This is a genomic window from Urbifossiella limnaea, from assembly GCF_007747215.1.
GTDB lineage: Bacteria > Planctomycetota > Planctomycetia > Gemmatales > Gemmataceae > Urbifossiella > Urbifossiella limnaea.
In genome coordinates this window covers 609,609-634,608 of sequence record NZ_CP036273.1, presented here as the reverse complement: position 1 = coordinate 634,608, position 25,000 = coordinate 609,609, and the positions used below count along the sequence as shown (strand labels likewise).

At 71.3% G+C, this 25,000-nt stretch carries 23 protein-coding genes and 1 riboswitch; of the genes, 15 read left to right on the top strand and 8 right to left on the bottom strand.

Annotation, left to right across the window (positions count from 1 at the left end):
* Positions 1–4: 4 nt before the first annotated feature.
* Complete coding sequence (locus tag ETAA1_RS02730) at positions 5–2,362, bottom strand: PAS domain-containing sensor histidine kinase (RefSeq protein WP_145234097.1); 2,358 nt, start codon at positions 2,360–2,362, stop codon at positions 5–7.
* A complete protein-coding gene (locus tag ETAA1_RS02725) occupies positions 2,359–3,870 on the bottom strand; it encodes an ATPase domain-containing protein (RefSeq protein WP_145234095.1) in 1,512 nt (503 codons plus the stop codon). The genes ETAA1_RS02730 and ETAA1_RS02725 overlap by 4 nt, the downstream gene beginning before the upstream one ends.
* A 314-nt stretch (positions 3,871–4,184) precedes the next feature.
* Positions 4,185–4,328: riboswitch (SAM riboswitch) on the top strand.
* Between the two features lie 127 nt (positions 4,329–4,455).
* Between ETAA1_RS02725 and thrC the strand changes: the two genes are divergently transcribed.
* The 13 genes from thrC (at position 4,456) to ETAA1_RS02660 (ending at position 14,957) form a co-directional block, all read left to right on the top strand.
* Entirely contained in the window at positions 4,456–5,718 is a 1,263-nt protein-coding gene (thrC, locus tag ETAA1_RS02720; RefSeq protein ID WP_145234094.1) for a threonine synthase, read from the top strand.
* A gap of 20 nt (positions 5,719–5,738) precedes the next feature.
* Positions 5,739–6,011: a ubiquitin-like small modifier protein 1 gene (locus ETAA1_RS02715; RefSeq protein ID WP_145234092.1), complete on the top strand. Its 273-nt coding sequence runs from the start codon at positions 5,739–5,741 to the stop codon at positions 6,009–6,011.
* A 103-nt stretch (positions 6,012–6,114) separates the two neighbouring features.
* Positions 6,115–6,459: a hypothetical protein gene (locus tag ETAA1_RS02710; protein ID WP_145234090.1), complete on the top strand. Its 345-nt coding sequence runs from the start codon at positions 6,115–6,117 to the stop codon at positions 6,457–6,459.
* The gene (locus ETAA1_RS02705) at positions 6,456–7,514 is read left to right on the top strand and encodes a ThiF family adenylyltransferase (protein WP_145234088.1); all 1,059 of its coding nucleotides are present in this window, start codon (positions 6,456–6,458) and stop codon (positions 7,512–7,514) included. Before ETAA1_RS02710 ends, ETAA1_RS02705 begins: the two co-directional genes overlap by 4 nt.
* A 117-nt stretch (positions 7,515–7,631) precedes the next feature.
* Positions 7,632–7,904, top strand: coding sequence for a TM2 domain-containing protein (locus ETAA1_RS02700; protein WP_145234086.1), 273 nt, complete (start codon positions 7,632–7,634; stop codon positions 7,902–7,904).
* A gap of 34 nt (positions 7,905–7,938) precedes the next feature.
* The gene (locus ETAA1_RS02695; protein ID WP_145234084.1) at positions 7,939–8,571 is read left to right on the top strand and encodes a Uma2 family endonuclease; all 633 of its coding nucleotides are present in this window, start codon (positions 7,939–7,941) and stop codon (positions 8,569–8,571) included.
* A 76-nt stretch (positions 8,572–8,647) separates the two neighbouring features.
* Positions 8,648–8,965, top strand: coding sequence for a nickel-dependent hydrogenase large subunit (locus ETAA1_RS02690; RefSeq protein ID WP_145234082.1), 318 nt, complete (start codon positions 8,648–8,650; stop codon positions 8,963–8,965).
* Between the two features lie 6 nt (positions 8,966–8,971).
* Complete coding sequence (locus ETAA1_RS02685) at positions 8,972–9,301, top strand: hypothetical protein (protein WP_145234080.1); 330 nt, start codon at positions 8,972–8,974, stop codon at positions 9,299–9,301.
* Positions 9,298–10,440 (top strand): aminotransferase class V-fold PLP-dependent enzyme, encoded by a 1,143-nt coding sequence (locus tag ETAA1_RS02680; RefSeq protein WP_145234078.1) that lies wholly within the window; start codon positions 9,298–9,300, stop codon positions 10,438–10,440. Before ETAA1_RS02685 ends, ETAA1_RS02680 begins: the two co-directional genes overlap by 4 nt.
* 96 nt (positions 10,441–10,536) lie before the next feature.
* Complete coding sequence (locus ETAA1_RS02675) at positions 10,537–11,808, top strand: purple acid phosphatase family protein (RefSeq protein ID WP_145234076.1); 1,272 nt, start codon at positions 10,537–10,539, stop codon at positions 11,806–11,808.
* A 66-nt stretch (positions 11,809–11,874) separates the two neighbouring features.
* Positions 11,875–12,345, top strand: a complete 471-nt coding sequence (locus ETAA1_RS02670) for a TIGR03067 domain-containing protein (protein WP_145234074.1) — start codon at positions 11,875–11,877, stop codon at positions 12,343–12,345.
* A 542-nt stretch (positions 12,346–12,887) separates the two neighbouring features.
* A complete protein-coding gene (locus ETAA1_RS02665; protein WP_145234072.1) occupies positions 12,888–14,474 on the top strand; it encodes a BBP7 family outer membrane beta-barrel protein in 1,587 nt (528 codons plus the stop codon).
* A 102-nt stretch (positions 14,475–14,576) separates the two neighbouring features.
* Positions 14,577–14,957, top strand: coding sequence for a hypothetical protein (locus ETAA1_RS02660; protein ID WP_145234070.1), 381 nt, complete (start codon positions 14,577–14,579; stop codon positions 14,955–14,957).
* Positions 14,958–14,961: 4 nt separating this feature from the next.
* Here the strand turns inward: ETAA1_RS02660 and ETAA1_RS02655 are convergent, their stop codons facing one another.
* From ETAA1_RS02655 to ETAA1_RS02645, 3 genes are all read right to left on the bottom strand, one after another.
* Positions 14,962–15,825, bottom strand: a complete 864-nt coding sequence (locus ETAA1_RS02655) for a phospholipase C/P1 nuclease family protein (RefSeq protein WP_145234068.1) — start codon at positions 15,823–15,825, stop codon at positions 14,962–14,964.
* A gap of 93 nt (positions 15,826–15,918) precedes the next feature.
* Positions 15,919–16,587, bottom strand: a complete 669-nt coding sequence (locus tag ETAA1_RS02650) for a hypothetical protein (RefSeq protein ID WP_145234066.1) — start codon at positions 16,585–16,587, stop codon at positions 15,919–15,921.
* A 106-nt stretch (positions 16,588–16,693) separates the two neighbouring features.
* Positions 16,694–17,320, bottom strand: coding sequence for a superoxide dismutase (locus ETAA1_RS02645; RefSeq protein WP_238389357.1), 627 nt, complete (start codon positions 17,318–17,320; stop codon positions 16,694–16,696).
* A gap of 265 nt (positions 17,321–17,585) precedes the next feature.
* Between ETAA1_RS02645 and ETAA1_RS02640 the strand changes: the two genes are divergently transcribed.
* Positions 17,586–20,240 (top strand): hypothetical protein, encoded by a 2,655-nt coding sequence (locus ETAA1_RS02640; protein ID WP_145234063.1) that lies wholly within the window; start codon positions 17,586–17,588, stop codon positions 20,238–20,240.
* A gap of 183 nt (positions 20,241–20,423) precedes the next feature.
* Complete coding sequence (locus tag ETAA1_RS02635) at positions 20,424–21,851, top strand: WD40 domain-containing protein (protein ID WP_145234061.1); 1,428 nt, start codon at positions 20,424–20,426, stop codon at positions 21,849–21,851.
* Between the two features lie 89 nt (positions 21,852–21,940).
* On the opposite strand, the gene ETAA1_RS02630 is transcribed toward ETAA1_RS02635, so the two are convergent.
* The 3 genes from ETAA1_RS02630 to ETAA1_RS02620 form a co-directional block, all read right to left on the bottom strand.
* On the bottom strand, positions 21,941–23,080 hold the full coding sequence (locus ETAA1_RS02630; RefSeq protein ID WP_145234059.1) for a hypothetical protein: 1,140 nt from the start codon (positions 23,078–23,080) through the stop codon (positions 21,941–21,943).
* A gap of 158 nt (positions 23,081–23,238) precedes the next feature.
* Positions 23,239–23,535, bottom strand: a complete 297-nt coding sequence (locus ETAA1_RS02625; RefSeq protein ID WP_202920612.1) for a hypothetical protein — start codon at positions 23,533–23,535, stop codon at positions 23,239–23,241.
* A gap of 175 nt (positions 23,536–23,710) precedes the next feature.
* The gene (locus tag ETAA1_RS02620; protein ID WP_145234055.1) at positions 23,711–24,982 is read right to left on the bottom strand and encodes a hypothetical protein; all 1,272 of its coding nucleotides are present in this window, start codon (positions 24,980–24,982) and stop codon (positions 23,711–23,713) included.
* Between the last annotated feature and the right edge of the window lie 18 nt (positions 24,983–25,000).

The window sequence follows — 25,000 nt, the reverse complement described above, 5'->3', positions numbered from 1 at the left end:
TGGTTTACGAACCTGCGGGCACGGCCCCGTCCGGGAGCACCGGCAGCCGCACCTCGAACTCGCTCCCCTTGCCGGCGCCGTCGCTCCGGACCGCCACCCGGCCGCCGTGCAGCTCCACCAGGCTCTTCACCAGCGTCAGCCCGATGCCGAGGCCGCCCTGGGCGCGGGTGTCGGTCCGGTCGATCTGCGTGAACATGTCGAACACCCGGGCCAGCATCTCGGGCGGGATGCCGGCCCCGGTGTCGCGCACCGTCACCACCGCGTCGGCCCCAACCCGGCGCGCCCGAAGGCGGATGGCGCCACCGGGCTCGGTGTACTTCGCCGCGTTGTTCAGCAGGTTGGCGAACACCTGCGCCAGCCGCACCGCGTCCCCGTCCACCACGAGCCCGCCGGCCGGCACGTCCACCGTCAGCGTGTGGTTCGCGGCGTCGATCAGCGGGCGACTCGTCTCGACGGCGGTGCGGAGGACTGTGGCGAGGTCCACCGGGGCGCGGCGGAGGTCGATCTTGCCGCGGGTGATCCGCGACACCTCCAGCAGGTCGTCGACGAGCCGCACCATGTGGGCCACCTGCCGGTCCATCATGTCGTGGACGCTGGTGGCCTCGGCGCCGCCGACCAGGCGCAGGATGTGGAGCGAGTTGCGGATCGGGGCCAGCGGGTTGCGGAGCTCGTGGGCCAGCATCGCCAGGAACTCGTTCTTGCGGCGGTCGGCGTCCTTCAGCGCCTCCTCGGCCTCGCGGCGGGTCGTCACGTCCTCGTGCGACACCACCACCCGCACCGGCCCCGGCGTCTGGAACCGGCTCACCCGCATGGTGAACCACCGGTGCTCGGTCGGCGAGTGGCACGGGTACTCGAACTGGAAGTACGGCTCCCGCCCGGACAGCACGGCCCGCAGCCCGGCGGCCACCTCCCGCCCGTCCATGCACCCGCCGGTGTGCGGCTCGCACTCCGTCAGGTAGTTCGACCCGACGCCGTAGTTGTGGCCGTCGTAGTGGTTCTGGTCGGCGAACCGGCGCCAGGCGGCGTTCACCGCCAGGATGGTGCCGGCCTCGTCGAGCACGGCGATGTGGCTCGTCAGGGCGTCGAGGGCGGAGTGGAGGAACCGGTGGGCCTCGGCCAGGTCGGCGACGGACCGGCGGAGGTCGTCCTCCATCCGCTTGCGGGCGGTCGCGTCGGTAAACAGCACCGCCACCCGGCGGGCGGCCGGGTCGCCGACCCGGAAGGCGTACACCTCGAACCAGCGGTTCAGCCCCTTCACCTCGCCGTCGAACCGGACCGGCTCGCCGGTGGCGGCGACCCGGCCGTAGTTCGTCAGCCAGTGGTCCTCGATGGCCGGGACGAACTCGAGCATCCGCCGGCCGACGGCCCCGCGCATGCCGGCCTGGGCCTCGAACGCCGGGTTCACCTCGACGAACCGGTAGTCGGCCGGGCGGCCGGCCGCGTCGAACAGCACCTCGATGACGCAGAACCCCTCGTCGATCGACTCGAACAGGGTGCGGTACCGCGCCTCGCTCGCCCGCAGCGCCTCCTCCGTCCGCTTCTGTGCCGTGATGTCGGTGATCGACGCTACCGCGCCGCGGGGGGTCCCGGCGGCGTCGAGCAGGGGGGACGCCGAGATCAGCGTGTGGACGACGGTGCCGTCGTCGAACACCTGATCGATCTCCTCGTTGCGGACCACCTCGCCGCGGGCGGCGCGCTGCACCGGCAGCCCGGCGGGCGGGATCTCGACCCCGCCCCGGCTCGGGCGGAAGTGCGTCGGCCGCTCCACCGGCGGGGCCGTCTTGGACAGGTTCGCCGCCCCCGGCATCCGCAGGATGGCGTTCGCGGCCCGGTTCCCGGTGATCCGCCGGCACGCCGGGTCGTGGGCGATGAACACGCCGACGGGCAGCAGGTCCATGAGGGTGCGGAGCTCGACCGTCGTCTGCTCGCGGTCGAGGAGGAGCTGGCGGGTCTGGTACTGGCGGTCGCGGCCGCGGAGGGCCGTGCGGGCGGTCGACACGAGCGCCGCGATCCGCACCGGGCGCTCCAGCACGGCCACGTTCCCGAGCACCTCGACGGCGCGGGTCATGGCCGGCGAGTCGGCCCCCGGCCGGGCCAGCAGCAGCACCGGCAGGTCGGACCACGGCGGCTGCCGGCCCAGCCACCCGGCCAGGCAGTCGTCGTGGTCCGTCGCGGCGGCCTCCTCGGTGGTCAGCAGCGCCCCGGCCCCGGCGTCGAGTTCGGTACAGACGGCGGCGAGGTCGGCGCAGACGTGGGCGGCGACGCCGGCCCGGGCGAGCACGTCGTGCGCCAGCGCCGCGTCCCGGCCGGTCGGGGCGTAAATCAAGACGCGAAGCTCGGCGGCCCGGCCCGGGTCGGTCACGGCCGCGCCCCCGAGGACCCGCCGCCGGTCCCGTCGGCCCCCTCCAACACCGCCACCCCGGTCAGCACCCCGCGGAACTCCTTGAGCGGCTCGCCGACGCGGATGCGGCCGTTCTCCATCTTGAACTCGCGGATCGTGCGCTCGTGCGCCCCGCCCCGCTTCTTGATCACCGACACCGCCTGCCGCACCGCCCCGCGGCTCTCGAAGTACCGCATCAGCACCACCGAGTCGGCCAGGTAGGTGGCGTCCACCGGGGCTTGCATCTGGGTGCCGATCAGCCCGTGGTGGGCGCTGACGAGGACGGTCGCCACCCCGGCCTGGCCGAGGTACGTCAACAGCTCGTGCAGGTGGACGATGAGGAACCCCTCGCCGGGCATGGCGTTGAGGTAGCCGTTCAGGCTGTCGATGACCACGACCGCGGCCCCGTCGTGCTCGACCGCCCGGCGGATGGCGTGGGTGAACTCGCCCGGGGAGAGCTCGGCCGGGTCCACCTGCTGGATCGCCACCCGCCCGGCCTCGACGTGCCCGCGCAGGTCGATCCCCAGCCCGGCCGCGCGGGAGAGCAGGGTGTTGGTCGACTCGTCGAACACGAACAGGGCCGACCGCTGGCCGCGGGCGGCGGCGGCGGCCACGAACTGCACCGCCAGGGACGACTTGCCCGTCCCGGCCGCGCCGACGATGAGCGTGCTGGTGCCGCGCTCGATCCCGCCGCCGAGCAGGGCGTCGATCTCGCCGATCCCGCTGGCCAGCCGCTCCATCTGCGGCGGCGGGCGGTGCTCGCTGGCCACCAGCCGCGGGAACACGTCGAGCCCGCCGCGGCGGATGACGTAGTCGTGGAACCCGCCCCGGTAGTTCGAGCCGCGGAACTTCACCACCCGCAGCCGCCGCCGCTCGGCCCCGTAGTCCGGGTTCAGCTGCTCCAGCATCACCACCCCGTGGGCGACGCTCTGCACCTGGGTGTCGTGGAGGCTGCTGGTCAGGTCGTCGAGGAGGACGACGGTGGACCGGCGGCCGGCGAAGAACTGCTTCAGCGCCAGGATCTGCCGGCGGTAGCGGAGGGCGTTCCCCGAGAGGAGCCGCAGCTCCGAGAGCGAGTCGAACGCCACCCGGGTGGGCTTCAACTTGTCCACGTCGGCGAGGATCAGCCGGGTCGTCTCGCCGAGCTCGACCTCGGACGGGTGGAACATGGTGTACTGGTCGTCCGGCCGGAGGCTGTCCTCGGACGGGACGAGCTCGCGCACGGTCACCCCGCTCAGGTCCCACCCGTGCGAGTCGGCGACGCCGCGCAGTTCGTCGAGCGACTCCGACAGGGTGACGTACAGGACCGGCTCGCCGCGGCGGGCGCCTTCGAGGAGGAACTGCATCGCGAGGGTGGTCTTCCCCGAGCCGGGCACGCCCTCGACGAGGTACAGCCGGTTCGGGGTGAGGCCGCCGCCGAGGATGTCGTCGAGCCCCGTGATGCCGGTGGCGGCGCGGGCGGCGGGGGGGTGGGCGGTGGGTTCAATCACGGGTGTTGGGGGTGAGTGCGTAGGGAATCGGGATGAGCGTGGACGTCAACCCAGGCGCGGGGCACCGACCCGCCGCGTTAGCAGCAGGGCCGCGAGGTACAGCGGCACCGCGAGCCAGATCAGGTCGTACGGCAGGCCCATGATTCGCCCTCCGGTTGGGGATGAGGCAAAGCGGGTGCCGAACCGGGGCGCGGCGAGTCGGGGCCCCCGGGCCCATGTTTTTGCCCCGCGCCCTTGCCCCGGGCGGAAACCGGCCGTATCCTGCATTTCAACCTACTCGGCCACAAGCCGGGTGGGCCGACAATCTGGCGAGTATCTTATCCAGAGTGGCTGAGGGTTCAGGCCCGACGACGCCACAGCAACCGGCCCGGCCGGGAGCCAAGCTCCCCCGTGGTGCAGGTGCTACCTCCTGCCCGATGGCCCTCCTTCACCGGAGGGCGGATCGGGGAAGATAAGATCACACGGGGCTACGGCCCCGACCTCTTATCTCACGCACCCGCCGCCCGCGGGCGCACCCCTGGACAAGACCTCGCCCCGAGCCGTGCGCCCTCTCCACGAGTGCGCGCCCAACAAGGGGTGTTGTTCGTGCCGACCGACTTCGCCACCGGCCTCCGCTGCCGCGTCTGCGGCAAGCTCTACCCCAAAGGCCCCACCAACTTCTGCACCGACGACTTCGGCCCCCTCGAAGTCGACTACGACTACGACGCCATCCGCGCCAACATCTCGCGCGACAAGATCGCCCGCCGGCCGAAGTCGATGTGGCGGTACGGCGAGCTGCTGCCGGTCGCCGGCGTGCCGAGCGTCGGCCCGCAGGTCGGCGGCACGCCCCTCATCCGCGCCGACCGCCTCGCCGACGCGCTCGGCGTCGAGCGGCTGTGGATCAAGAACGACGCCGTGAACTTCCCGACGCTGTCGTTCAAGGACCGCGTCGTGTCGGTGGCGCTGAGCAAGGCCCGCGAGTTCGGGATGCGGACGGTCGGCTGCGCCAGCACCGGCAACCTCGCCAACAGCGTGGCGGCGCAGGCGGCGCAGGCCGGGCTCGAGACCTTCATCCTCGTCCCCGCCGACCTGGAGCGGGCCAAAATCTTCGGCACCGCCGTCTACGGCGCGAAGGTGATCGGCTGCACCGGCACCTACGACGAGGTGAACCGCCTCTGCACCCAGATCGCGCTGAAGTACGGCTGGGGCTTCGTGAACGTGAACCTCCGGCCGTTCTACGCCGAGGGGTCGAAGACGATGGGCTACGAGATCGCCGAAGACCTCGGCTGGCGGTTCCCGCAGCACGTCGTCTGCCCGATGGCCGGCGGGGCGCTCATCGGCAAGATTCACAAGGCGTTCACCGAGCTGACCCGCGTCGGGCTCGTCGATCAACCCGTGACGACGAAGATGTGGGGCGCCCAGGCCGCGGGGTGCAACCCGATTTCGGACTGCGTGAAGAGCGGCCGGGAGCGGCACAAGCCGGTGCGGAAGCCGACCACGATCTGCAAGAGCCTCGCCATCGGCGACCCGGCGGACGGCTACTTCGCGGCGAAGCTGATGCGCGACACCGGCGGCTGGGCCGAGGACGTGACCGACGAGGAGATCGTGGACGGGATGCTGCTGCTGGCCCGCACCGAGGGCGTGTTCGCGGAGACGGCCGGCGGCACGACGGTGTCGGTGCTGCGGAAGCTGCTGGAGCAGGGCCGCATCCCGCGGAACGAGGAGATCGTGATCTGCATCACCGGCAACGGCCTGAAGACGCAGGACGCGGTGTTCGAGGCGATCGAGGAGCCGGCCGTCATCAAGCCGACGCTGGCCGAGTTCGAGGCGCTGTCGGGCTCGCTGACCGCCGAGCCGGTGCTGGCGTAGCCCCCAACCACGGAACTGACATGGCGATCAAGGTGCAGGTGCCGACCCCGATGCGCGAGGCGGCCGGCGGCAACGCCGAGGTGGCGGTGGCCGGGGCGACCGTGAAGGACGCGCTCGCGGACCTGGTGCGCCAGTACCCGGCGCTGGGGTCGAAGCTGTTCGACGGCGGCAAGGTGCGGCCCTACGTGAACATCTTCGTGAACGACGAGGACGTGCGCTACCTCGACGACCTCGACACCAAGGTGACCGACGGCGTGGTCGTGGCGCTCATCCCGGCGGTGGCGGGCGGCTGACGCCGTGAAGGGGTGAGGGGGTGAGGGGGGTGAAGGGGTGACGAACCCGGTTCTGAACTCACCCCTTCACCCCCTCACCCCTTCACCCCTTCACGAGGCGCAAATGGCCGACGACAAAACGCCCGAAGGCAACGAGGTTCCGGACGGCGCCGCCGGCTTCCCGCTCATCCCGCCCGAGCTCGGCGTCCACCCACTGCTGCTGGCGGTGCTGCACGCCTACGTCTTCCTCGACGGCTCCGAACCCAACATCGTGAACCCGGCCGCGGCCGACGAGGCGATGGAGTACCTCATCACCTACCTCCAGCGGCTCGGCGGGGCGGAGTTGCGGCGCGTGAAGGAAGACCTCGCCACCCTCGCCGCCTTCGGCAAGGACGAGGGCTGGCCCAAGCACGCCGTCCGCTTCCTGCAAGACTTCCTGAACGCCAACGAGATCGGCCGCACCCCATGAGCCCCGACGCCTCTCCGCTCGACCGCTACTCCCGCCAGATGCGCTTCCCGGGCATGGGCAAGGCCGGCCAGCTGAAGCTCCTCGCGTCGCGGGTCACGCTGTGCGGGTGCGGGGCGCTCGGCACCGTGCTGGCCAACGTGCTCGTCCGCGCCGGCGTCGGGTTCATCCGCGTCGTGGACCGCGACTTCGTCGAGCCGTCCAACCTCCAGCGGCAGGTGCTGTTCGACGAGTCGGACGTGGCGAACAACCTGCCGAAGGCCGAGGCCGCCGCGACGAAGATGCGGCAGATCAACAGCACCGTGACCGTGGAGCCGGTGGTCGCCGACATCGACCGCACCAACATCGAGGACCTGACCCGCGACGCCGACCTGATCCTGGACGGGTCGGACAACTTCGAGGTGCGCTACCTCATCAACGACGTGGCGGTGAAGCTCGGCAAGCCGTGGGTGTACGGCGGCGCCGTCGGCAGCCAGGGGATGACGATGACCATCATCCCCGGCGAGACGCCGTGCCTGCGGTGCGTGTTCGAGGCGGCGCCGAACCCCGGCGACGTGGGCACCTGCGAGACGGCCGGCGTGCTGGCCCCGACGGTGAACATCGTCGCCAGCTACCAGGCGACGGAGGCGCTGAAGATTCTCAGCGGCAACGCCGCGGCGATCAACCGCGAGTTGCTGGAGCTCGACGTGTGGGAGAACGTGAACCGCCGCCGCAAGATCGCGCCGCTGAAGGGCCGCAAGGGCGAGTGCCCGTGCTGCGCGAAGCGGCAGTTCGAGTGGCTGGACGGCGCCCACGGCACGCAGACGACGACGCTGTGCGGGCGGAACGCGGTGCAGGTGAGCCACCGGGCGGCGAACCGGCTCGACTTCGACCAGCTGGCGGCGACGCTGCGGGCGAGCGGGAGCGTGACGTTCAACAAGTTCCTGCTGAAGTTCCAGGTGGAGGAGAAGGGCGACCCGTTCGAGTTCACCGTGTTCCCCGACGGCCGGGCGATCATCAAGGGCACCAGCGAGACGGACCGCGCCCGGACGCTGTACGCGAAGTACGTCGGCCACTGACAGCTCGTGGGGCGTCCTTCGCCACTTTCCCCTTGAAGTTAGCACCCCCGCGGGGATGATAGCCCCGCGTTGTTTCTTGCCCCCGCTCCCGCACACGCCGACTCCGGAGGATCGCTCATGGCCCGCGACGACGACTACGACGACACCCCCGCGCCTGTTCAGGAGAACAAGAAGGTGGTGGCCGGCATCCTGGGCATCCTGCTCGGCGGCCTGGGCGTCCACAAGTTCTACCTCGGGTACACCAAGACCGGCATCATCCAGCTCATCGTGACGTTCGTGACCTGCGGGTTCGGCAGCATCATCGGGCTGATCGAGGGGATCATCTACCTGACCAAGAGCGACAAGGAATTCTACCAGACGTACCAGGTCGGCGAGAAGCAGTGGTTCTGACCGGGCACGGCCGCCCGCCGAACGGAGGTGCCGAATGAGTTCCGCCGCCCGCGTCACCCGGCCGCCACCGCCCCGGCTGCCCCCGGCGTACCCACCCCTACCGGTCCGGCGGTTTACGGTCGATGAGTACCATCAGTTGATCCAGGCCGGAATACTGAAAACGGGCGAACGGGTCGAACTCATCCGCGGCTGGATCGTCCCCAAGATGCCCACCAACCCGACCCACGCGAGCGTCGTCCGGCGGCTGGACAAGCGGCTCCAGCGGGTCGTCGGCGAGGCGGCCGTGGTCGGGGTGCAACAACCGATTACCACCGCGGACAGCGAGCCGGAACCGGACCTGACCGTCAGCCGCGGCCCGGAAGACCGGTACTTCACGACCCACCCGGTCCCCGCGGACATCTTCTTCGTGGTGGAAGTCGCCGACACGACCCTGGCCTACGACCGCGGGGATAAACTCGCCCTCTACGCCCGGGCCGGGGTGCCCGAGTATTGGCTGGTGGTGCTCGAAGAGAACCGGATCGAGGTCTACACCCGCCCCCGCGGGGGCCGGCGCGCCAAGTACCTGGAGTGCGCCGGCTACGGCCTGTCGGACAAGGTGCCGGTCGTGACCGAGGGGAAGGTGCTTGGCAAGCTCTCGTTGAAAGACGTTCTCCCGCCCGGCGGGTGACGGGTCGTCGCGGCCGGAGCCTGTTGCCGTGACGCGACCTTGGCGGGACGGGTACGATACCGCAAGGAGGTGCGCCATGCCCGATCTCGTGCTGACCGAGGAACAGGTCCGGGTGCTGACCGGCGCGAGCGAGCAAGTGACCGTGCGCGGGCCGGACGGGAACGCGCTCGGGTCTCTGGACCCGCGGGACGCCGCGGCACTCGCCCGTCACCGACAGCGGCGAGGCACGACCGGGCCGTGTCATAGCGCGGCGAGCGTGCTCGCCGTGATCGACGCGCTGTTAGCCGAACGGGACCGGATCGGCCCGTTCGACGCCGAGTACATGCGGGCGTTCGTCGAGCGGCTCGAGCGGGACGACCCCGCCAAGTACGGACCGATCCGCCGAGCGGCGTGACACCCGATGAGCTTCCGGCGCGACCACGATGCCGAACTCGAATGGCGCCGCTGGGTGCGGGCGCACGAGGCCGAGTTGGTCGCCATCGGCATCCCCCGCGAAGTGTGGGCCGACCGCCTGACGTGGTGGCGATTCGTGGATCACGGCTACCACCCGCCAGCAAGTAACCGGCGGGACGTGCGGTTCTCGGCGGACGACCTGCCTGAATCGCAGCAGCACCGGCTCTACGTGTTCCTCGATACGATCCTGCCCGCGGCACGATACGGCCATTCGCTCTGGGCCGTGCTTCACAGCCGGTTCGGGGCGGCAAGCCAGACCGAGCATTTACCCCGATGACCTACCTCGACAACGCGGCCACCAGCTTCCCCAAGCCCGAGGGGGTGTACGCCGCCCTCGACCGGTTCGCCCGCACCACCCTTGCCAACCCCGGGCGGTCCGGCCACCGCATGGCCCAGGCCGCCGAGCACACCGTCGCCGACGCCCGCCACCGCCTCAACCGCTTCTTCAACGGCCGCTCCCCCGAGCGGTTCGTCTTCACCCTCAACGCCACCGACGCCCTCAACATGGCCGTCAAGGGCGTCCTCAAGCCCGGCGACCACGTCGTCACGTCGGACCTCGAACACAACAGCGTGTCGCGGCCGCTCGTCGCCCTCGCCGAGGCCGGCGTCATCACCCTCACCCGCGTCGCCGCCGACCGCACCGGCACCCTCGACCCCGACGCCGTGAAGGCCGCCTTCACCCCCGCCACGCGGCTCGTCGCGCTCACGCACGCCAGCAACGTCCTCGGCACCGTCCAGCCCGTCGCCGAGATCGGCCGGCTGGTCCGCGAGCGCGACGCCCTGTTCCTCGTGGACGCCGCCCAGACCGCCGGCGTGATCCCCGTGGACGTGCAAGCGATGTGCATCGACCTGCTGGCGTTCCCGGGCCACAAGTCGCTGCTCGGGCCGACCGGCACCGGCGGCCTCTACGCCGGGCCGCGCACCGCGGTGAAGCCGTGGCGCGAGGGCGGCACCGGCGGCGACTCGCTCACCCCCACGCAGCCCGCCGAGTTCCCGCACCTGCTCGAAGGCGGCACGCCGAACGTCCTCGGCATCGCCGGGCTCGTCGCGGGGCTGGACTTCGTGGAAGAGCGCGGCCTGGCGGCGATCCACCGGCACGAGGTGGAGCTGTGCGACCGGCTGTGGGCGGCGCTGCTGGAGATGCCGGGGTTCGAGGTGTTCGGTCACGCCGACCCGGCCCGCCGCGTGGGCGCGGTCAGCTTCCGCCACGCCGACATTCCCGCGCCAGACCTCGGCGGCATCCTCGACGCCTCGTTCGAGATCGCCGTGCGGGCCGGGCTGCACTGCTCGCCGTACGTCCACAAGGCGCTCGGCACGGCGCCGGACGGGCTGGTGCGCGTCAGCCCGGGGCCGTTCACGACGGAAGCGGAGATCGACCGGCTGATCGAGGCGCTGCGGGAGGTGACGGGGGCGTGAAAGTTGGACGAATTCCCGGGTTGCCGCGAGACTCGTGACAGCCGCCGGTGTTGAATATCAGTTGGACTCGCTCCCCCCGCCTTCGGACCCCTCCCCATGCACCCGCTCGACCGCCGGGGCTTTCTCGGCGCCTCGCTGGCGGCCCTCGCCGCCGCCCCCGCCGCAACCGCCGCCGCCGAACGCCTCCCCGTCGCCCCGCCGCCGCGCGAAGTCCCCATGCCGGGGATCGACAGCCTGTTCCTCACCTACGCCCAGGACCCGACGCGCACCGTCGTCGTGCAGTGGGTCGGCTACCCCGGCGTCGCCCCGACCGTCCGCCACGGCCGGCTCACGGCGTTCTCGTGGGACGGCGCCACGCCGACCGCCACCCGGCCGTTCGGCGACAGCCCGTGGGTCGTCTACCGGGCCGAGCTCACCGGCCTCGTCCCCGGCACCGAGTACCTGTTCCGGGTGGACGGCCACCCGCGCACCTACCGCTTCCGCACGATGCCGGCGAAGGCCACCGACACGTTCACGTTCGTGTCCGGCGGCGACTGCGGGGTGAACGCGCACGCCGTCGCCAACAACATCCTGGCGGCGAAGCAGGAGCCGCACTTCGCGCTGATCGCCGGCGACCTGGGGTACGACAACGGCACGTCGGCCCGCACGGCGCTGGGCTTCCTGAAGAACTACGGCCAGCACATGGTGGACCCGCAGGGCCGCCTCATCCCGCTGGTGACGTGCCTCGGGAACCACGAGGTGAAGGGCGGGTACGCCAGGAGCCGCGCCGCCGCGACGTACTACTTCCCGCTGTTCGACGGCCTGTACCCCGAGACGAGCTACGCCGCGCTCGACTTCGGCGACTACCTCAGCCTGGTGCTGCTGGACACCGGCCACGTGTCGCCGGTCGGCGGGGCGCAGGCCGACTGGCTCGGCGGGGCGCTGGCCGCGCGGCAGGACCGGCCGCACCTGATCGTGGCGAACCACGTCCCGGCGTACCCGTCGTACCGGGCGCCGACCGGGACCGGCGTGATGGGCCTGTCCGGCACCGGCGACGGCAACCGGCGGTACTGGTGCCCGCTGTTCGAGCGGCACAACGTGGACGTGGTGCTGGAGCACCACGACCACACGTTCAAGCGGACCCACCCCTTGAAGGACGGCCGCCCCGACAAGAACGGCGTGCTGTACCTGGGCGACGGCTCGTGGGGGATGCTGCGGCCGCCGGTGTCGCCGGAGAAGCGGCCGTACCTGGCGAGCGTGGGCCGGGCGTACCACGTCTCGCTCCACCGGCTGGAGGGCGACCGGCGGTTCCACGTGGCGCTGGACGAGAGCGGCAAGGTGGCCGACGTGACGGCGACGTTCGGCAAGCGGCCGGCGCGGCGGGGGTGAGGGCGAACCGGCGCCGTATAAAACGCCCGCCCCTCCCGTTTCGCTCACCCCCGACGAGGACGTTCGATGCGCGTGACCGGTGCGTACCTGTTCGGCCTGGCGGTGATGGCCGTCGGCCTCGGCCCGACCGCCGCCCCCGCCCAGAAGGCCGACCCCAAGGCGGCCAGCCCGTTCGAGGGGGCGTGGGAGGTCGTCGAGCTGCAGATCGGCGGGGAGGACGTGACCCCGTTCCTCAAGGACCTCAACCCGACGATGACGTTCAAGGCCGACACCTACGCCTTCAAGGCCGGGCCGGAGGCCGAGTCGGGGACGTTCAAGTTCGACGCCAAGGCCAAGCCGGCGACGGTGGACCTGCACATCACCGAGGGCCGCGGCAAGGGGAAGGTGCAGCCCGGCATCTACGAGGCGAAGGGCGACACGCTGAAGCTGTGCCTGGGCGACGAGGGCGGGAAGGAGCGGCCGACGAAGTTCGCGTCCGAGAAGGGGACGCCCGAACTGGTGATGTTCACGCTCAAGCGGAAGAAGGCGGACAAGTGACGCCACGGGGCGAGCCGAGCCCCGTGAGAGCCGGGGAGCATTGAATCGGAGCCCGGAGGGCGTCGGCGTGTCGCCCCAGGTTGCACCCGGGGCGACACGCCGACGCCCTCCGGGCGCAAGCCCGGAGCCCGATCGAGTCGCAGGCAATTCCGCAGCGACTACACAATCCGTTGACCCGTCGCAACTTTCGCCCGCGCGTCACTCCGACACTCTTTCGTGTCGTCGACTCATTGCTTCTCGTGACCCCCCGGGGGGGGTCGGAGAGAAACAATGAACCTCGCCCGAAGGTCGCGCCGCGGCAAGCTGGGCAAGCTGGCCGGGGGCCGCGCCGGCGGCGCAACCGGCTCGGTCGGAATTCCCCCTCAAGCCGGCGCGTCGGGCGTGCCGATCGTAGCGGCTAGCAGGACGCCAGGTGGTGTGAGGGGTGGGCCGTCGGGGGACGCCCGCGCGGCGGGTCGGCCCGCCCCCACGCCACCGTACTGGGGGATGGACCGGCCACCGGCCGCCTGGTCCCGCCACGGCAGGCCGAGCAGGAGCGTGCCATGCGTAAGCGGATGTGGGGAGCGATCGCGGGGGTGGCCGTCGGGGCCGGCGGGGCGTGGGGCCAGTCCCCCACCGCCGACCCGCCGGCGCCGGCGGCCCTCGGCTCGGCGGCCGGGCTCGTGCCGGCGCAGGGCTTCGGGCCGGTCCCGCCCGGCGTCGGGCTGCCGCCGGGCGGCCCCGGCGCCCCGGCCTCGGGGTTTCACTCGCTGCCGCCGGCGATCATGCCGCCGATCGCGCCCGGCCCGTCCGGCGACCCGCAGGGCTTCGGCCCGATGGCCGGGTTCGGCCCGCCGCCCGGCCCGATGTACCCGCCGCCGGGCCCGTACGGCGCCCCGCTGTGGGAGCCGGCCGGCGGCCCCGGCATGGGCGGCGCGGGCGGCGCGGGCGGCGCCCCGCACTTCTGGATGACCTACGAGTACCTCCTGATGTACTCGAAGAGCCAGAGCTACTCGGCCCCGCTGCTCACCACCAGCGCCCCCTCCCAACTCGGCCTGCCGAGCGCGGGTAGCACGCTGGTGCTGGCCGGCGGCGGCGACGTCGACGTCAACCCGCTCAACGGCGGCCGCGTCACCGCCGGGTTCTACGGCGACGCCGACCGCCGGTTCGGGTTCGAGGGGAGCGGGTTCGTCACCGAGAACGGCGTGCAGCGGATCACCGAGGTCACGTCGCCGTCGGGCATCCCGCTGCTGGCCCGGCCGTTCCGCGACTCGGCCGCCCCGAACGTCGTCACCACGCTGGTGGTGGCTAGCCCGACCGTCGGGCAGGGGCGGGCGTCGTTCCTGAACAGCACGCAGGTGTGGGGCGTCGAGGCCGACGCGGTGGTGAACCTGTACCGGTCCGAGCCCGGGTGCAGCAAGAACTGCACGATCGAGGTCCTCGCCGGCTACCGCTACCTGGAGCTGGACGAGGTGTTCCGCGCCAGCAGCGTGACGCGCCTGACGCCGGGCGGGACGATCATCCCGAACACCACCGTGGGGCCGTTCGGCCAGGTGACGGTGACGGGCGTCACGGTCGTGCCGGGGGTGGTGAACGTCGGCGGGCTGACGGTGCCGAGCGGCCACACGGTGTCGATCACCGACACGATCCGCACGCGGAACCAGTTCCACGGGTTGAACACCGGCCTGCGGGCCGAGTTCCGTCACGGCATGTTCACGTTCGGGGCCAGCGGCAAGATCGCCATCGGGCACATGCGGCAGGAACTGGAGATCACCGGGTACACCGACATCCAGCCGGGCGCGGTGTCGGCGCCGATCCCGCTGGTCAGCGGGCGGACGTTCGGCGGGCTGTACGCCAACGCCTCGAACATCGGCCGGTACAACAACGACGAGTTCGCGGTGATCCCGGAGATGAACCTGAACCTCGGCCTGGCGGTGACCCAGAGCCTGTCGTTCCACGTGGGCTACAACCTCATCTACATCGACAAGGTGGCCCGCCCGGCGAACGAGTTCACGACGACGGTGAACAGCGCGACGGTGCCGTTCAGCCCGAACTTCGGCACGAACCGCCCGCTGGTCCGGCAGACGTTCTTCAACCAGGACGACTTCTGGCTGATGGGCCTGAACACCGGGTTCACGCTCCGCTTCTAAGGCGGGAGCCGAACGCACCGAAGCCCGGGGGCGGCCGCCCCCGGGCTTCCGGCGTTTGTGGGGTTCTCGTTCTAGGGTTCCCCCGACACCGGGGGCGTTCACATGGCCCGGAGGGGGTTCCTTGCCGCGGCGTGGGTGACGGGCGCGGCGGCGCTCGCCGGCCTCGGCGTGCTGTGGTGGGAGCACCGGTACGACGAGCCGTTCGGCGAGCCGGACCTGACCGGCCGGGTGGTGAAGGTGGACCCGCCGTCCCAACCCGGCTACTTCGGCCGCGGCTCGTGGCACGTCGGCGTGGCGGCGGACGGGGGCCGGCGGGTGTCGCTGACGGTGCGGCGGGAGACGCCGGTCCGCGGCCCCGACGGCGGGGCCGGGCGGTTCGCCCCCGGGCAGCGCGTCCGGGTGTGGCGGTGGAGCGAGACCGAACTGTCGAACGGCACGCTCGCCGTGCAGACGCGGTTCGTGTCGATCGTGCCGGAGCCGTGACCGGTCACCAGTGTCCCGGCAGGTTGGCGCTCTTCACCCACGCCGTGTACCACAGGTCGAGCGTCAGCTGCGCCCCGGCCCGGCAGCGCGCCAGCACGAACGCCCGGCTCTCGTTCGTCGGCGTGTCGAAGGCGCCCGCGGCGTCGAACTCGTAGCACCGCCCCACGTGCGTGTGCGACTCGGCGATGAACCGGTTCACGTGCGCCCACACGTCGTCGATCGGCCGCGCCTCCAGGCCGCGGCACACCTCCTCGGGCGTGATCTTGTTCTTCTCCGGGAAGCCGTCCAGCTTCGCGTGAATCCCCTTCTGCTTCACCGTGCCGTCCGGCTGAACGCGGCCGTCGTAGTCGCGGGTGGTGTGGAGCGGCATGGCGGCGTCGCCGGTGTAGTGCGCCAGGTTCCCGCCCGCGACCAGCGCCGCCATCGGCACCGCCTCGCTCGCCGGCGCCTTGCGGTGGTCGTAGAAGGCGACCATCAGCCGCTCGTAGTTCTCGACGATCGAGTACGGCAGCAGGCCGACCTTGTTCGGGTCCTTCTTCAGCTCGGTGTACACGAGCTTCATGTAGTCGAAGCGGTTGGTCGCGGGCGGCTGGCGGCCGTCGAGGTCTTCCAGGTCGAGGAAGTGGTTGCCCTCCTCGGCGCGGCGGAGGAGCTGGGCGTTCTTGTTCTTCCAGCGGTCGGGGTCGACGGCGAAGTGGGCGAGGTGGCGGCCGCCGCGGCGGAAGAACGCCGGCACCTCGTCGGGCAGCCGGGCGGCGGCGGCCTCGGCGATCGTTTCGTGGCCGCCGGCCCACCACGCGGAGGCGAGCCCGGCGGCGAGTCCGACGAGAACGACGACGGCGCCGACGAGCAACGCGGACCGCTTCATGGTTAGCTCCTGGCGAACCGGCGGCGTCAGCCGCCGGGTGGGGACGTGGATGTGATACGCGGCGCCACCCGGCGGCAGACGCCGCCGGTTCGCCTACACACAAACTTCAAGCGTGAGGAAGTGGTCGGGCTCCGTCTTGTACAGCGCCGCGGCCTTGCGGAGCGTCAGGACGCGGTTGTCGTGCCAGACGTTCTCCAGCTTCGGCAGCGAGTCCGGGTACGGGAACGCCTCCAGCACGTCGGCCCGCACCAGCATCGCCCGCACCTTGCGGATCCGCTCCTCGCCGACCAGCTCGCACGTCAGGAACAGCGCGTACCGCACCTTCGTCACCGGCTGGCCCGCGTCCAGCCGAATCTGGCCGTCCACGAAGTGCTCGGCGACGGCGTTCAGGACGAAGTTCAGGATGAACCAGCGGTCGGCCTTGGCGATCGGCATGATGGGGTTCTCGACCGTCGTGGCGCGGGCCGCGGCGTTCACCTTCTCGACGGCGAGGCGGTTGAGGAACACCTCCTCGATGGAGCGCTCCATGACGGTGCGGATCTTCAGGTAGCCGTCGGAGAAAATGTTGAGGCTGATGATGATGCGGTCGAGGAACTCCTTGCTGTGCCACTGCCGGCCGGCGACGTACCGGCCGTACCACCGGCCGGCGAAGAACGTGGCCGTCGAGGTGATCGCCGCGACGATGACGGTGACGATGACGCGCTTGGTGGTCTCGTTGACCACGTCGTCGGGGTTCACGTCGACGCCGAACAGGGCGAGCATGGGATTCTCCGAGGACACAGGGACACAGGGACTGACGGACACAGGGAGAAAACAGGTGGTTCACGCCACCGGTCCCTGTGTCCCTGTGTCCCCCCGTCCCACGGTCTCAGCGACCCGCCTTCGCGGCGGCGAGCTTCGCCTCCACGGCCTTCCAGTTCACCACGCTCCACCACGCGTCCAGGTAGCTGGCGCGGAGGTTCTGGTACTTCAGGTAGTAGGCGTGCTCCCACACGTCGATGCCGAGCACCGGCACCAGCCCCTCCATCAGCGGGCTGTCCTGGTTCGGCCGCTTGATCGCCTCCAGCTTCGTGGCGGTGGGGTTCCACACGATCCACGTCCAGCCGCTGCCGAACTGCGTCAGGCCGTTGTCCTTCACCTTCGCCTTCAGGTCGGTGAAGCTGCCGAACCCGGCGGCGATCGCCTCGGCGACCGCGCCCGTCGGCTCGCCGCCGCCGTTCGGCCCCATGACCTCCCAGAACAGGGCGTGGTTGTGGTGCCCGCCGCCGTTGTTGATGATGGCCTGCTTCACCGCGTCCGGGGCGCTCGTCTTCACCTTGCGGAGCAGCTCCTCGATGGGGAGGTTGGCCAGGTCGGGGGCCGATTCCAGCGCCTTGTTGAGGTTGTCGACGTAGGCCTTGTGGTGCTTCTGGGAGTGGATCTCCATCGTCTTCGCGTCGATGTGCGGCTCGAGCGCGTCGAAGGCGTAGGGGAGGCTCGGGAGGGTGTGGGCCACGGGTGGGGTCTCCGGTAGAGGGGCGGACGGGGGCATTGTAGGAACGGCGGGCCGGCCGCCGCGAGGCGGCGGGCGGGGGGCGCATCGGCGGGGCCGATGGCTCGGGGTATCGCCGCTTGCGGCGTAGCGGCGTGGACGCCGCTACGCCGCAAGCGGCGGGAGGCGCACCCTTGACCCCCCCGCCGCGCCGGGTTAGCATCACCTTACCCGCCGACCCCGCGGCCCCGCCCGCGTCGCTCCCGCCCGCTCCCCAGGACGCCCTCCCATGCGCCGCCTCGTGTCCGGCACCGTCGTCGCCGCCGCGACCGTGGTCCTGTTCGGCACCGTCGCCGGCCAGCCGCCGCCCGGCCTCCCCAGCCCGCGCGTCAACACCGCCTTCCCCACCGGGGCGAAGCTCGGCACCAGCGTCGAAGTCACCGTCACCGGCGCCGACCTGGACGACCCGACCGGCCTGTACTTCTCGCACCCCGGCATCAAGGCCGAGTACGTCGAGCCGCCGGAGCCGGTGGACCCCAAGAAGAAGGACGAGAAGAAGGACACCACCCCGAAGAAGGGGAAGAAGGGCGCCGGCCCCGCCGGCGGGCCGCACAAGTTCAAGGTGAGCGTCGCCGCCGACGTGCCGCCCGGCACCTACGACGTGCGGGCCGTCGGCAAGTACGGCGTCAGCAACCCGCGGGCGTTCGTCGTCGGCGAGCTGCCCGAGGTCGCCGAGAAGGAGCCGAACAACGACGTGCCCGAGGCCCAGAAGGTCGAGATCGGCACCACCGTCGTCGGCACCATCGGCGGCAACGCCGACGTGGACTACACGGTCTTCGCCGGCAAGGCCGGGCAGAAGGTCGTCATCGCCGTCCAGGCGTCGAGCATCGACGGCAAGGCCAACCCGATGTTCGAGGTGATCGACGCCGCCGGCCGCAAGCTCGCCCAGAACCGCAACTACCGCGACAACAACGCCCTCACCGACCTGGTGCTCCCGGCCGACGGCGACTACCTCGTCCGGCTGTTCGAGTACACCTACATCGGCGGCAGCCCCGACCACACGTACCGCCTCACCATCAGCTCGGCGCCGTGGGTCGATTACGTGTTCCCCGCGGCGGTCGAGTTCGGCAAGCCGGCGCAGGTCACCGTCTACGGCCGCAACCTCCCCGGCGGGCAGCCGAGCGGGTTCGTCCTCGACGGCCGGCCGCTGGAGAAGCTCGCCGTCACGATTACGCCGCCGGCCGACGCCGCCGCGGCGCTGCGGCTCGCCGTCCGCGAATCGACGCCGCCGCTCGCGGCGCTGCAGGACGGCTTCGAGTACCGGCTCAAGGGGCCGGGTGGCAGCTCGAACGCGGTGCCGGTCTACTTCACCCGCGAGAAGCTGGTGCCGCGCAAGAACGCCGCCGCCACGAAGGCCGAGGCCGCCGAGGCGCTGCCGACGCCGTGCGAGGTGGCCGGCATGGTCGAGAAGCGCGGCGAGCGGCACTGGTACAGCTTCGACGCGAAGAAGGGCGTGCCGGTGCAGCTGGAGCTGACGGCCGAGCGGAACGGCAGCCCCACCGACTTCTACTTCAGCGTCCACAACCCGCAGGCCAAGAACGACATGATGGGGCCGGAGCAGGACGACGACGCCGACCTGCTCCACCCGACCGAGTTCTACACCCGCACCAGCGACCCGCCGCCGTACCGCTTCGTGCCGCCGACGGACGGCAAGTATTTGGTCGCCGTCGGCTGCCGCGAGAGCAACGCGATCACCGGCCCGAGCACGGCGTACCGGCTGCGCGTCGGCCCGCCGCGGCCGGACTTCCGCGTCGTGGCCCGCACCTACACCAAGAGCTACCAGACCGGCAGCGCCGGCCGGCAGGACGGCTCCGAAGCGATCGAGGTCTACGTCCACCGCATGGACGGCTTCACGGGCGAGGTGGCCGTCACCGCCGAGGGGCTGCCGGCGGGCGTGACGACGAAGGGGACCACGATCGGCGGCGGCGCCCGCTGGGGCGTGATGGTGCTGAACGTCGCCGCGAACGCCGCCCCGAGCCTCGCCGAGATCAAGGTGAAGGCCACGGCCACGGTGGACGGCAAGCAGGTGGTCCGCGAGGCCCGGCCGGCGACGGTGACGTGGGGCATCCCCAACCCGCAGGGGAACAACACACCGATCCTGGGCCGGCTGGCGCAGTCGCTGGTGATCGCGGTGCGGCCCGAGAAGGCGTTCTTCAAACTCGCCGCCGACCCCGCCGGGGCCACCATCAAGACCGGCGGCAAGGACGAAAAGGTGAGCGGCCCCATCTTCCTCAAGCAGGGCGAGAAGCTGACGCTGCCGGTGAAGGTGACGTGGGTCCACCCCGAGAAGGCGAACGTGACCGTGGCCGCCGACCCGGTCGGCCCGGGGCAGCAGCAGGTGCCGTTCGCCGTCACCGCCGGCACGCAGCCGACGAAGGACAAGGCCGAGGGCGTGGTGACGATCGACGTGAAGGCCAACGCCTTCCCGGGCAAGTACGCGGTGGCGTTGCGCGGCGAGTCGCCGGTGCCGTTCACGCGGGACGCGGCGAAGGACAAGGGGAAGGCGACGCCGGCGGTGTCGTTCGCCGACCCGGTCGAGTTCACGGTGCTGCCGACGAGCCTGGTGAAGGTAACGCCGGGCCAGCTGCCGAACAACACGGCGAAGCTCAACAGCAAGGCCGAGCTGCTGCTGAAGCTGGAGCGGCAGTACGACTACGCCGGCGAGTTCAAGGTGAAGTTCACCGCCCCGATGGGCCTGACCGGCGTCACCGCCGACGAAGTGACGGTGCCGGCGGGCAAGGGCGACGAGGCGAAGCTGATCCTGCGGATCGGTGACGGCGCGAAGGCCGGCGCGGTGAACAACGCGATCGTGACCGTGACCGGGCGCTACGCCGGGAAGGACGTCGTGACCGAGACGAAGGTGAACTTCAACGTGGCGAAGTAGAGAGACACAAAATCCAAGATTAACCACAGAGTCACAGAGGACACCGAGAGAAGACAGAAATCCGAGAACGAAGCCGGGTTTGAAACCAAATCCGGGTTTCACTCTGTCTTCGGTTTCCTCTCTGTGCCCTCTGTGACTCTGTGGTTAATTCCTCCGATCCCCACCTCAACCACACCCACCCCCATGCGATACCTCGCTCTCGCCGCCCTCTCCGCCGTACTCGTCGCCGGGCTCTCCGGCGTCGCCACGACGCAGGAGAAGAAGGACGGCAAAGACCTGCCGACGATCCCCACCACCGACCTGAAGCTGTCGGAGCCGGTGGACTACAGCAAGCACGTCGAGCCGATCTTCGAGAACCGCTGCACCGTGTGCCACAGCGGCAGCATCCTCGAAGGCAAGTTCGACATGTCCACCTACGCCGGCGTTATGAAGGGCGGCAAGCGCGGCGTCGCCGTGGTGCCCGGGAAGTCGGCCGAGAGCAACCTGTTCCTGTTCTGCAGCCGGCAGAAGAAGCCGATCATGCCGCCCAAGAGCGAGGAGCCCTGCACGTCGCAGGAGGTCACGCTCCTGAAGCTGTGGATCGACCAGGGCGCCAAGGCGCCGACGATGGCGCGGGTGAAGCGCGTCATCGCCGTGAGCCTGCCGCCGGCGCTCGTGAAGCCCGTGCGCGCCGTGGCCGTGAGCCCGGACGGCAAGGTCGTCGCCGCCAGCCGCGGCAACCAGGTCCACCTGTACGACGCCAAGAAGGGCGACTTCCTCAAGACGCTCCTCGACCCGCAGCTGAAGAGTGCCGACGGCAAGGAGGCGAAGGCGGCGCACGTGTCGCTGGTGGAGTCGATGGCGTTCAGCCCCGACGGCAAGACGCTGGCCACCGGCAGCTTCCGCGAGCTCACCCTGTGGGACGCCGAGAAGGGGACCGTGAAGGAGCGCGTGGCCGGCTTCGGCGACCGCGTCGCGGCCATCGCCTACAGCGCCGACGGCAAACACTTCGCGACCGCCGGCGGCCCCGCGGCCGAGGACGGCGAGGTGAAAGTGTTCAGCGCCGCCGGCAAGCAGGAGCTGGAGCTGAAGAACGCCCACTCGGACACGGTGTACGCCGTGGCGTTCAGCCCGGACGGTAAGCTGCTCGCCACCGGCGCGTCGGACAAGTTTGTGAAGGTGTTCGAGCTCCCGGCCGGCAAGCTGGTCAAGAGCTTCGAAGGGCACACGCACCACGTCATGGGCGTGGGCTGGACGCCGGACGGGAAGAAGATCGTGAGCTGCGGCGCCGACAACTTCGTGAAGGCGTGGGACTACGAGAAGGGCGAGAAGCTCCGCGACATGACCGGCCACACGAAGCAGGTGACGGCGCTCGCGTTCGTCGGGAAGACGCCGCAGTTCCTCACGGGGAGCGGCGACAACTCGGTGCGGATGTGGAACGCTGACAACGGCGGCAACGTCCGCCAGTTCCCCGGGGCGACGGACTACGTGTACGCCGTGGGCGCCAGCCCCGACGGCGAGGTGGTGGCGGCCGGCGGCGAGGAAGGCGTGGTGCGCATCTACAACGGCAAGAGCGGGGCGCTGGTGAAGGCCGCGCTGCCGCCCGGCGCCGAGCCGCCGGCGAAGAAGTAGGGTGCGGCTGGAAATGCGTCGGCCCGCTCCGGGGGCCGTGGGAAGTCCCACGGCCCCCGGAGCGGGCCGACGCGTTGTTCGATACTCGTTTACTTCTTCTGAGCGTCGGTGAGCGCGAACAGGTACGTCGCCAGGCCGCGGTGGGCGGCGACGTAGCGGTCCTCGGTGCCGGCCGCGGCCGGGCCGAACAGCAGGTTGTGCCGGCTCAGGTGCTTCACCAGCCCGGCCGCATTCGTCCCCTCGACGCGCCAGGCCGGGTCGATCAGGCCCGCCGTGCCCGGCGCCTTGAACGTGCGGGCGGCGCTGTCCATCTGGTTCAGGAACCGCCGGGCGGCCGCGGCGTCCTCGAAGCTCATCTCGCGGATCTGCGGGGCCAGCACCTTCCGCGCCTCGGCCACGGCCGCCTCCAGCTTCGCCGCCTTCGACGGGTCGGCGGCCTTCCCCAGCAGCACCGGCGACGCCGCGGCCGTGAATTCTCGCTCCAGCACGGCGCGGGCGTCGGCCAGGGCGGGGGCGTCGAACCCGACGGGGAAGTCGAGCCGGCCGCCCCTGCGGAGGAGGTTCATCGCGTCGGCCTTCGGGCCGGTGAAGACCAGGTCGGCGAGTAGGTCCGGCGGGAGGAACGCGGACTCGACCTTGCCGGCCTTTTTCTCGGCGGCCGACGCGGCGACGAGGATGTGGTTGAGCGGCTCGCCGGTGGCGATCTCGCGCTCGTCGGTGGTGGCCACGGCCTTCGCCACGGCCTCGGGCGTGTCGGCGCCGAGCTTCACGCCCTTGACGCCGGGGACGCCGATCTTCTCGTAGGCCCACTGCTCGTGGACGGCCCCCTTGGCGGACATGGCGGCGCCGGCGGCGGCGTTCTGCGCGCGGGCGAGGTCGGCCTGGGCGGCGGCCAGCGCCGGGTTGGCGACGCCGCCGCTCATGTACCCGCTGCCGGCCGGCGGGTAGAGGTACGAGCTGCGGTTGGCGTTCGACGCCGCGAAGTAGTACCCGACCGGCCCGAAGACGGTGCGGCCGTACTGGTACGAGCCGAACGGCGTGTTGAGGCCGTAGCGGTACTGCACGCCGAAGCCGATGTTCGGGATGCGGGGGTACAGCGCCCCGCCGAGCGGAGGTCGCGGCACCATGGCCGCCCCGCCGAACCCGCCGATGAACTGCGCCGGGGCGACACCCGGGGTGCCGAGGAAGCCGCCGAGCGCCGCCGCCGCCAGCCAGGGGAACCGCGACATGGGAGCCTCCCGCACGGGGGGTCGATCAGGTGACGGTTATTGTAGCCCACGCGGCCGGCCGATGCGAGGGCCACCGCTTTGTAGGTCGGGTCGAGTCTTCGAGACCTGACGGCGGCGCGTACCAGCGCCGCCGTCAGGTCTCGAAGACTCGACCCGACCTACGAATGCAACTCGGCCTGCTTCGGCTCGGACAGCGACTCGAACTCGACCACGAACCGCCAATCCCTCACTCGTCGCGACGACGCGCGCCACCGATCTTCGACCCACTCGGATAGATCGCCCGGCGCCTCCTCGGCGTTCACGGTGAGTTCCATGCCGTCGGCGAGGACGATGGTGTAGTCAAGGCCGCACGTGTCCACCTTGCGAACCGCGCCCAGTTCCGGGTGTCGGATGGCCGAAATAGTGCCGCGGGCGATGACCGCGTCCTCCGGGTGCCAGAGCGTGTTGTATAGCACCAACGATTCGGGTCCGCGAAGGTGGTCGGGTACCACCCGCCAGAATGCGAAAGTGCCGGTCAACCCGACCTCCAACGGCGGGTCGAGCTCGTACCAACCTGGAACCCAGGCGACTTCGACCACCAGCCGCCTCCAGGGCCGAACCTGTGGTTCACCAACGCTGTAGCTCTGCCGCCTACTTCTTCTTCTCCTCCGGCGTCGGCAGTTGGCCCGGCGGCACGCGGCGGCGCCACTCGCGGGCCGCGGCCTCGCACTCGGCCTTCGTCCCGCCCGGCTTGAACCCGATCGCCCGGCCGCCCGGCACCGCCCGCACCAGGTGCCACGCCGCCAGGTGGCGCACCGCCGGCACGTCGTCCGTCAGGTAGTCGATCAGCACCTCGTACGTCTCCGGCTGCTGCAGGTCGTCGGCCGAGAAGCCCATCAGCAGCTGCATCACGATGCGCGCCTGCGCCGGCGTGTAGGCGCGCGTCAGCCGCGTGTAGAACTTCTGATCCTGCCCGGGGCCGCGGCCGAGCCAGTGGCGAACGACCGTAATGCCGAAGTCCCACTCCTCCTGCGTCTTCGCCTCGGCCAGCTCCCGGCTCAACAGGTCGAGCTCGTCGGTGGCGCCGGCGGTCACCAGCGCCACCCGCTGCTCCACCGCCTCCTTCGAATCGAGGAACGTGCGGAACGCCCCCGAGGCGTCGGTTGCGCGGGCGGCGCGGAACTTCTCCACCGCGGCGGCGAGCTTCTTCCCGTCGGCCGACAGGCCGGCGTCCGGGTCGGCCCAGTCCGGCAGCTTCTCCAGCCGCTGCGGCCGGGCGCGAACCCCCTCCACGCTGTCCCACTCGATCAGCGCCGGGCCGGGCGGAGCGGCCAGCCCCACCGTCGTGCCGCCGACTTTCACCGTGGGGTCGCCCTTGAGCACGAGGCACAGCAGGTGCGCGACCGGCCCGGCCTGCGGGGCGGCGGCGGGGTCGGCGGCCTTGAACCGGCTGCCGGCCGGCCACCGGGCCGACAGCTCGAACGCGACGCGGGTGCCGGGGGCGTCCAGCGTCACCGTCCACGTCTGGTCCCAGAAGCGGACGCGGGCCGTCGCCGGACCGGCCGGCTTCGTGTTCGTCAGGTCGAGCCGGCCGCGGTCGAGCGTCACGTCGAGGTCGGCGTCCTTGGCCTCGGCCAGGCTGAAGGCCGTTTCGAGGATCGGCAGCGGCGAGCGGCCGTCGTAGTCGGCGAAGGAGCGGAGGGCGACGGCGCCGTTGGCCGAGCTCGCGACCGCGCCGGGGAGCGCGACGAGGAGGTCGCCGGCCCGGAGCGCCGCGCCCTCGGGGAGCACCTTGAAGCCGGCCGTGCCGGGCGCGAGCGCCGAGAACGTGGCGGCGGCGGACGTGGCCGTACCGGCGGGCCGGTCGCCGGGCTGTGCCGCGACCGCGAGGAGGGCGACCGCCGCGCCGACGACCCGAACCATGTGATTCTCAGGGGTAAG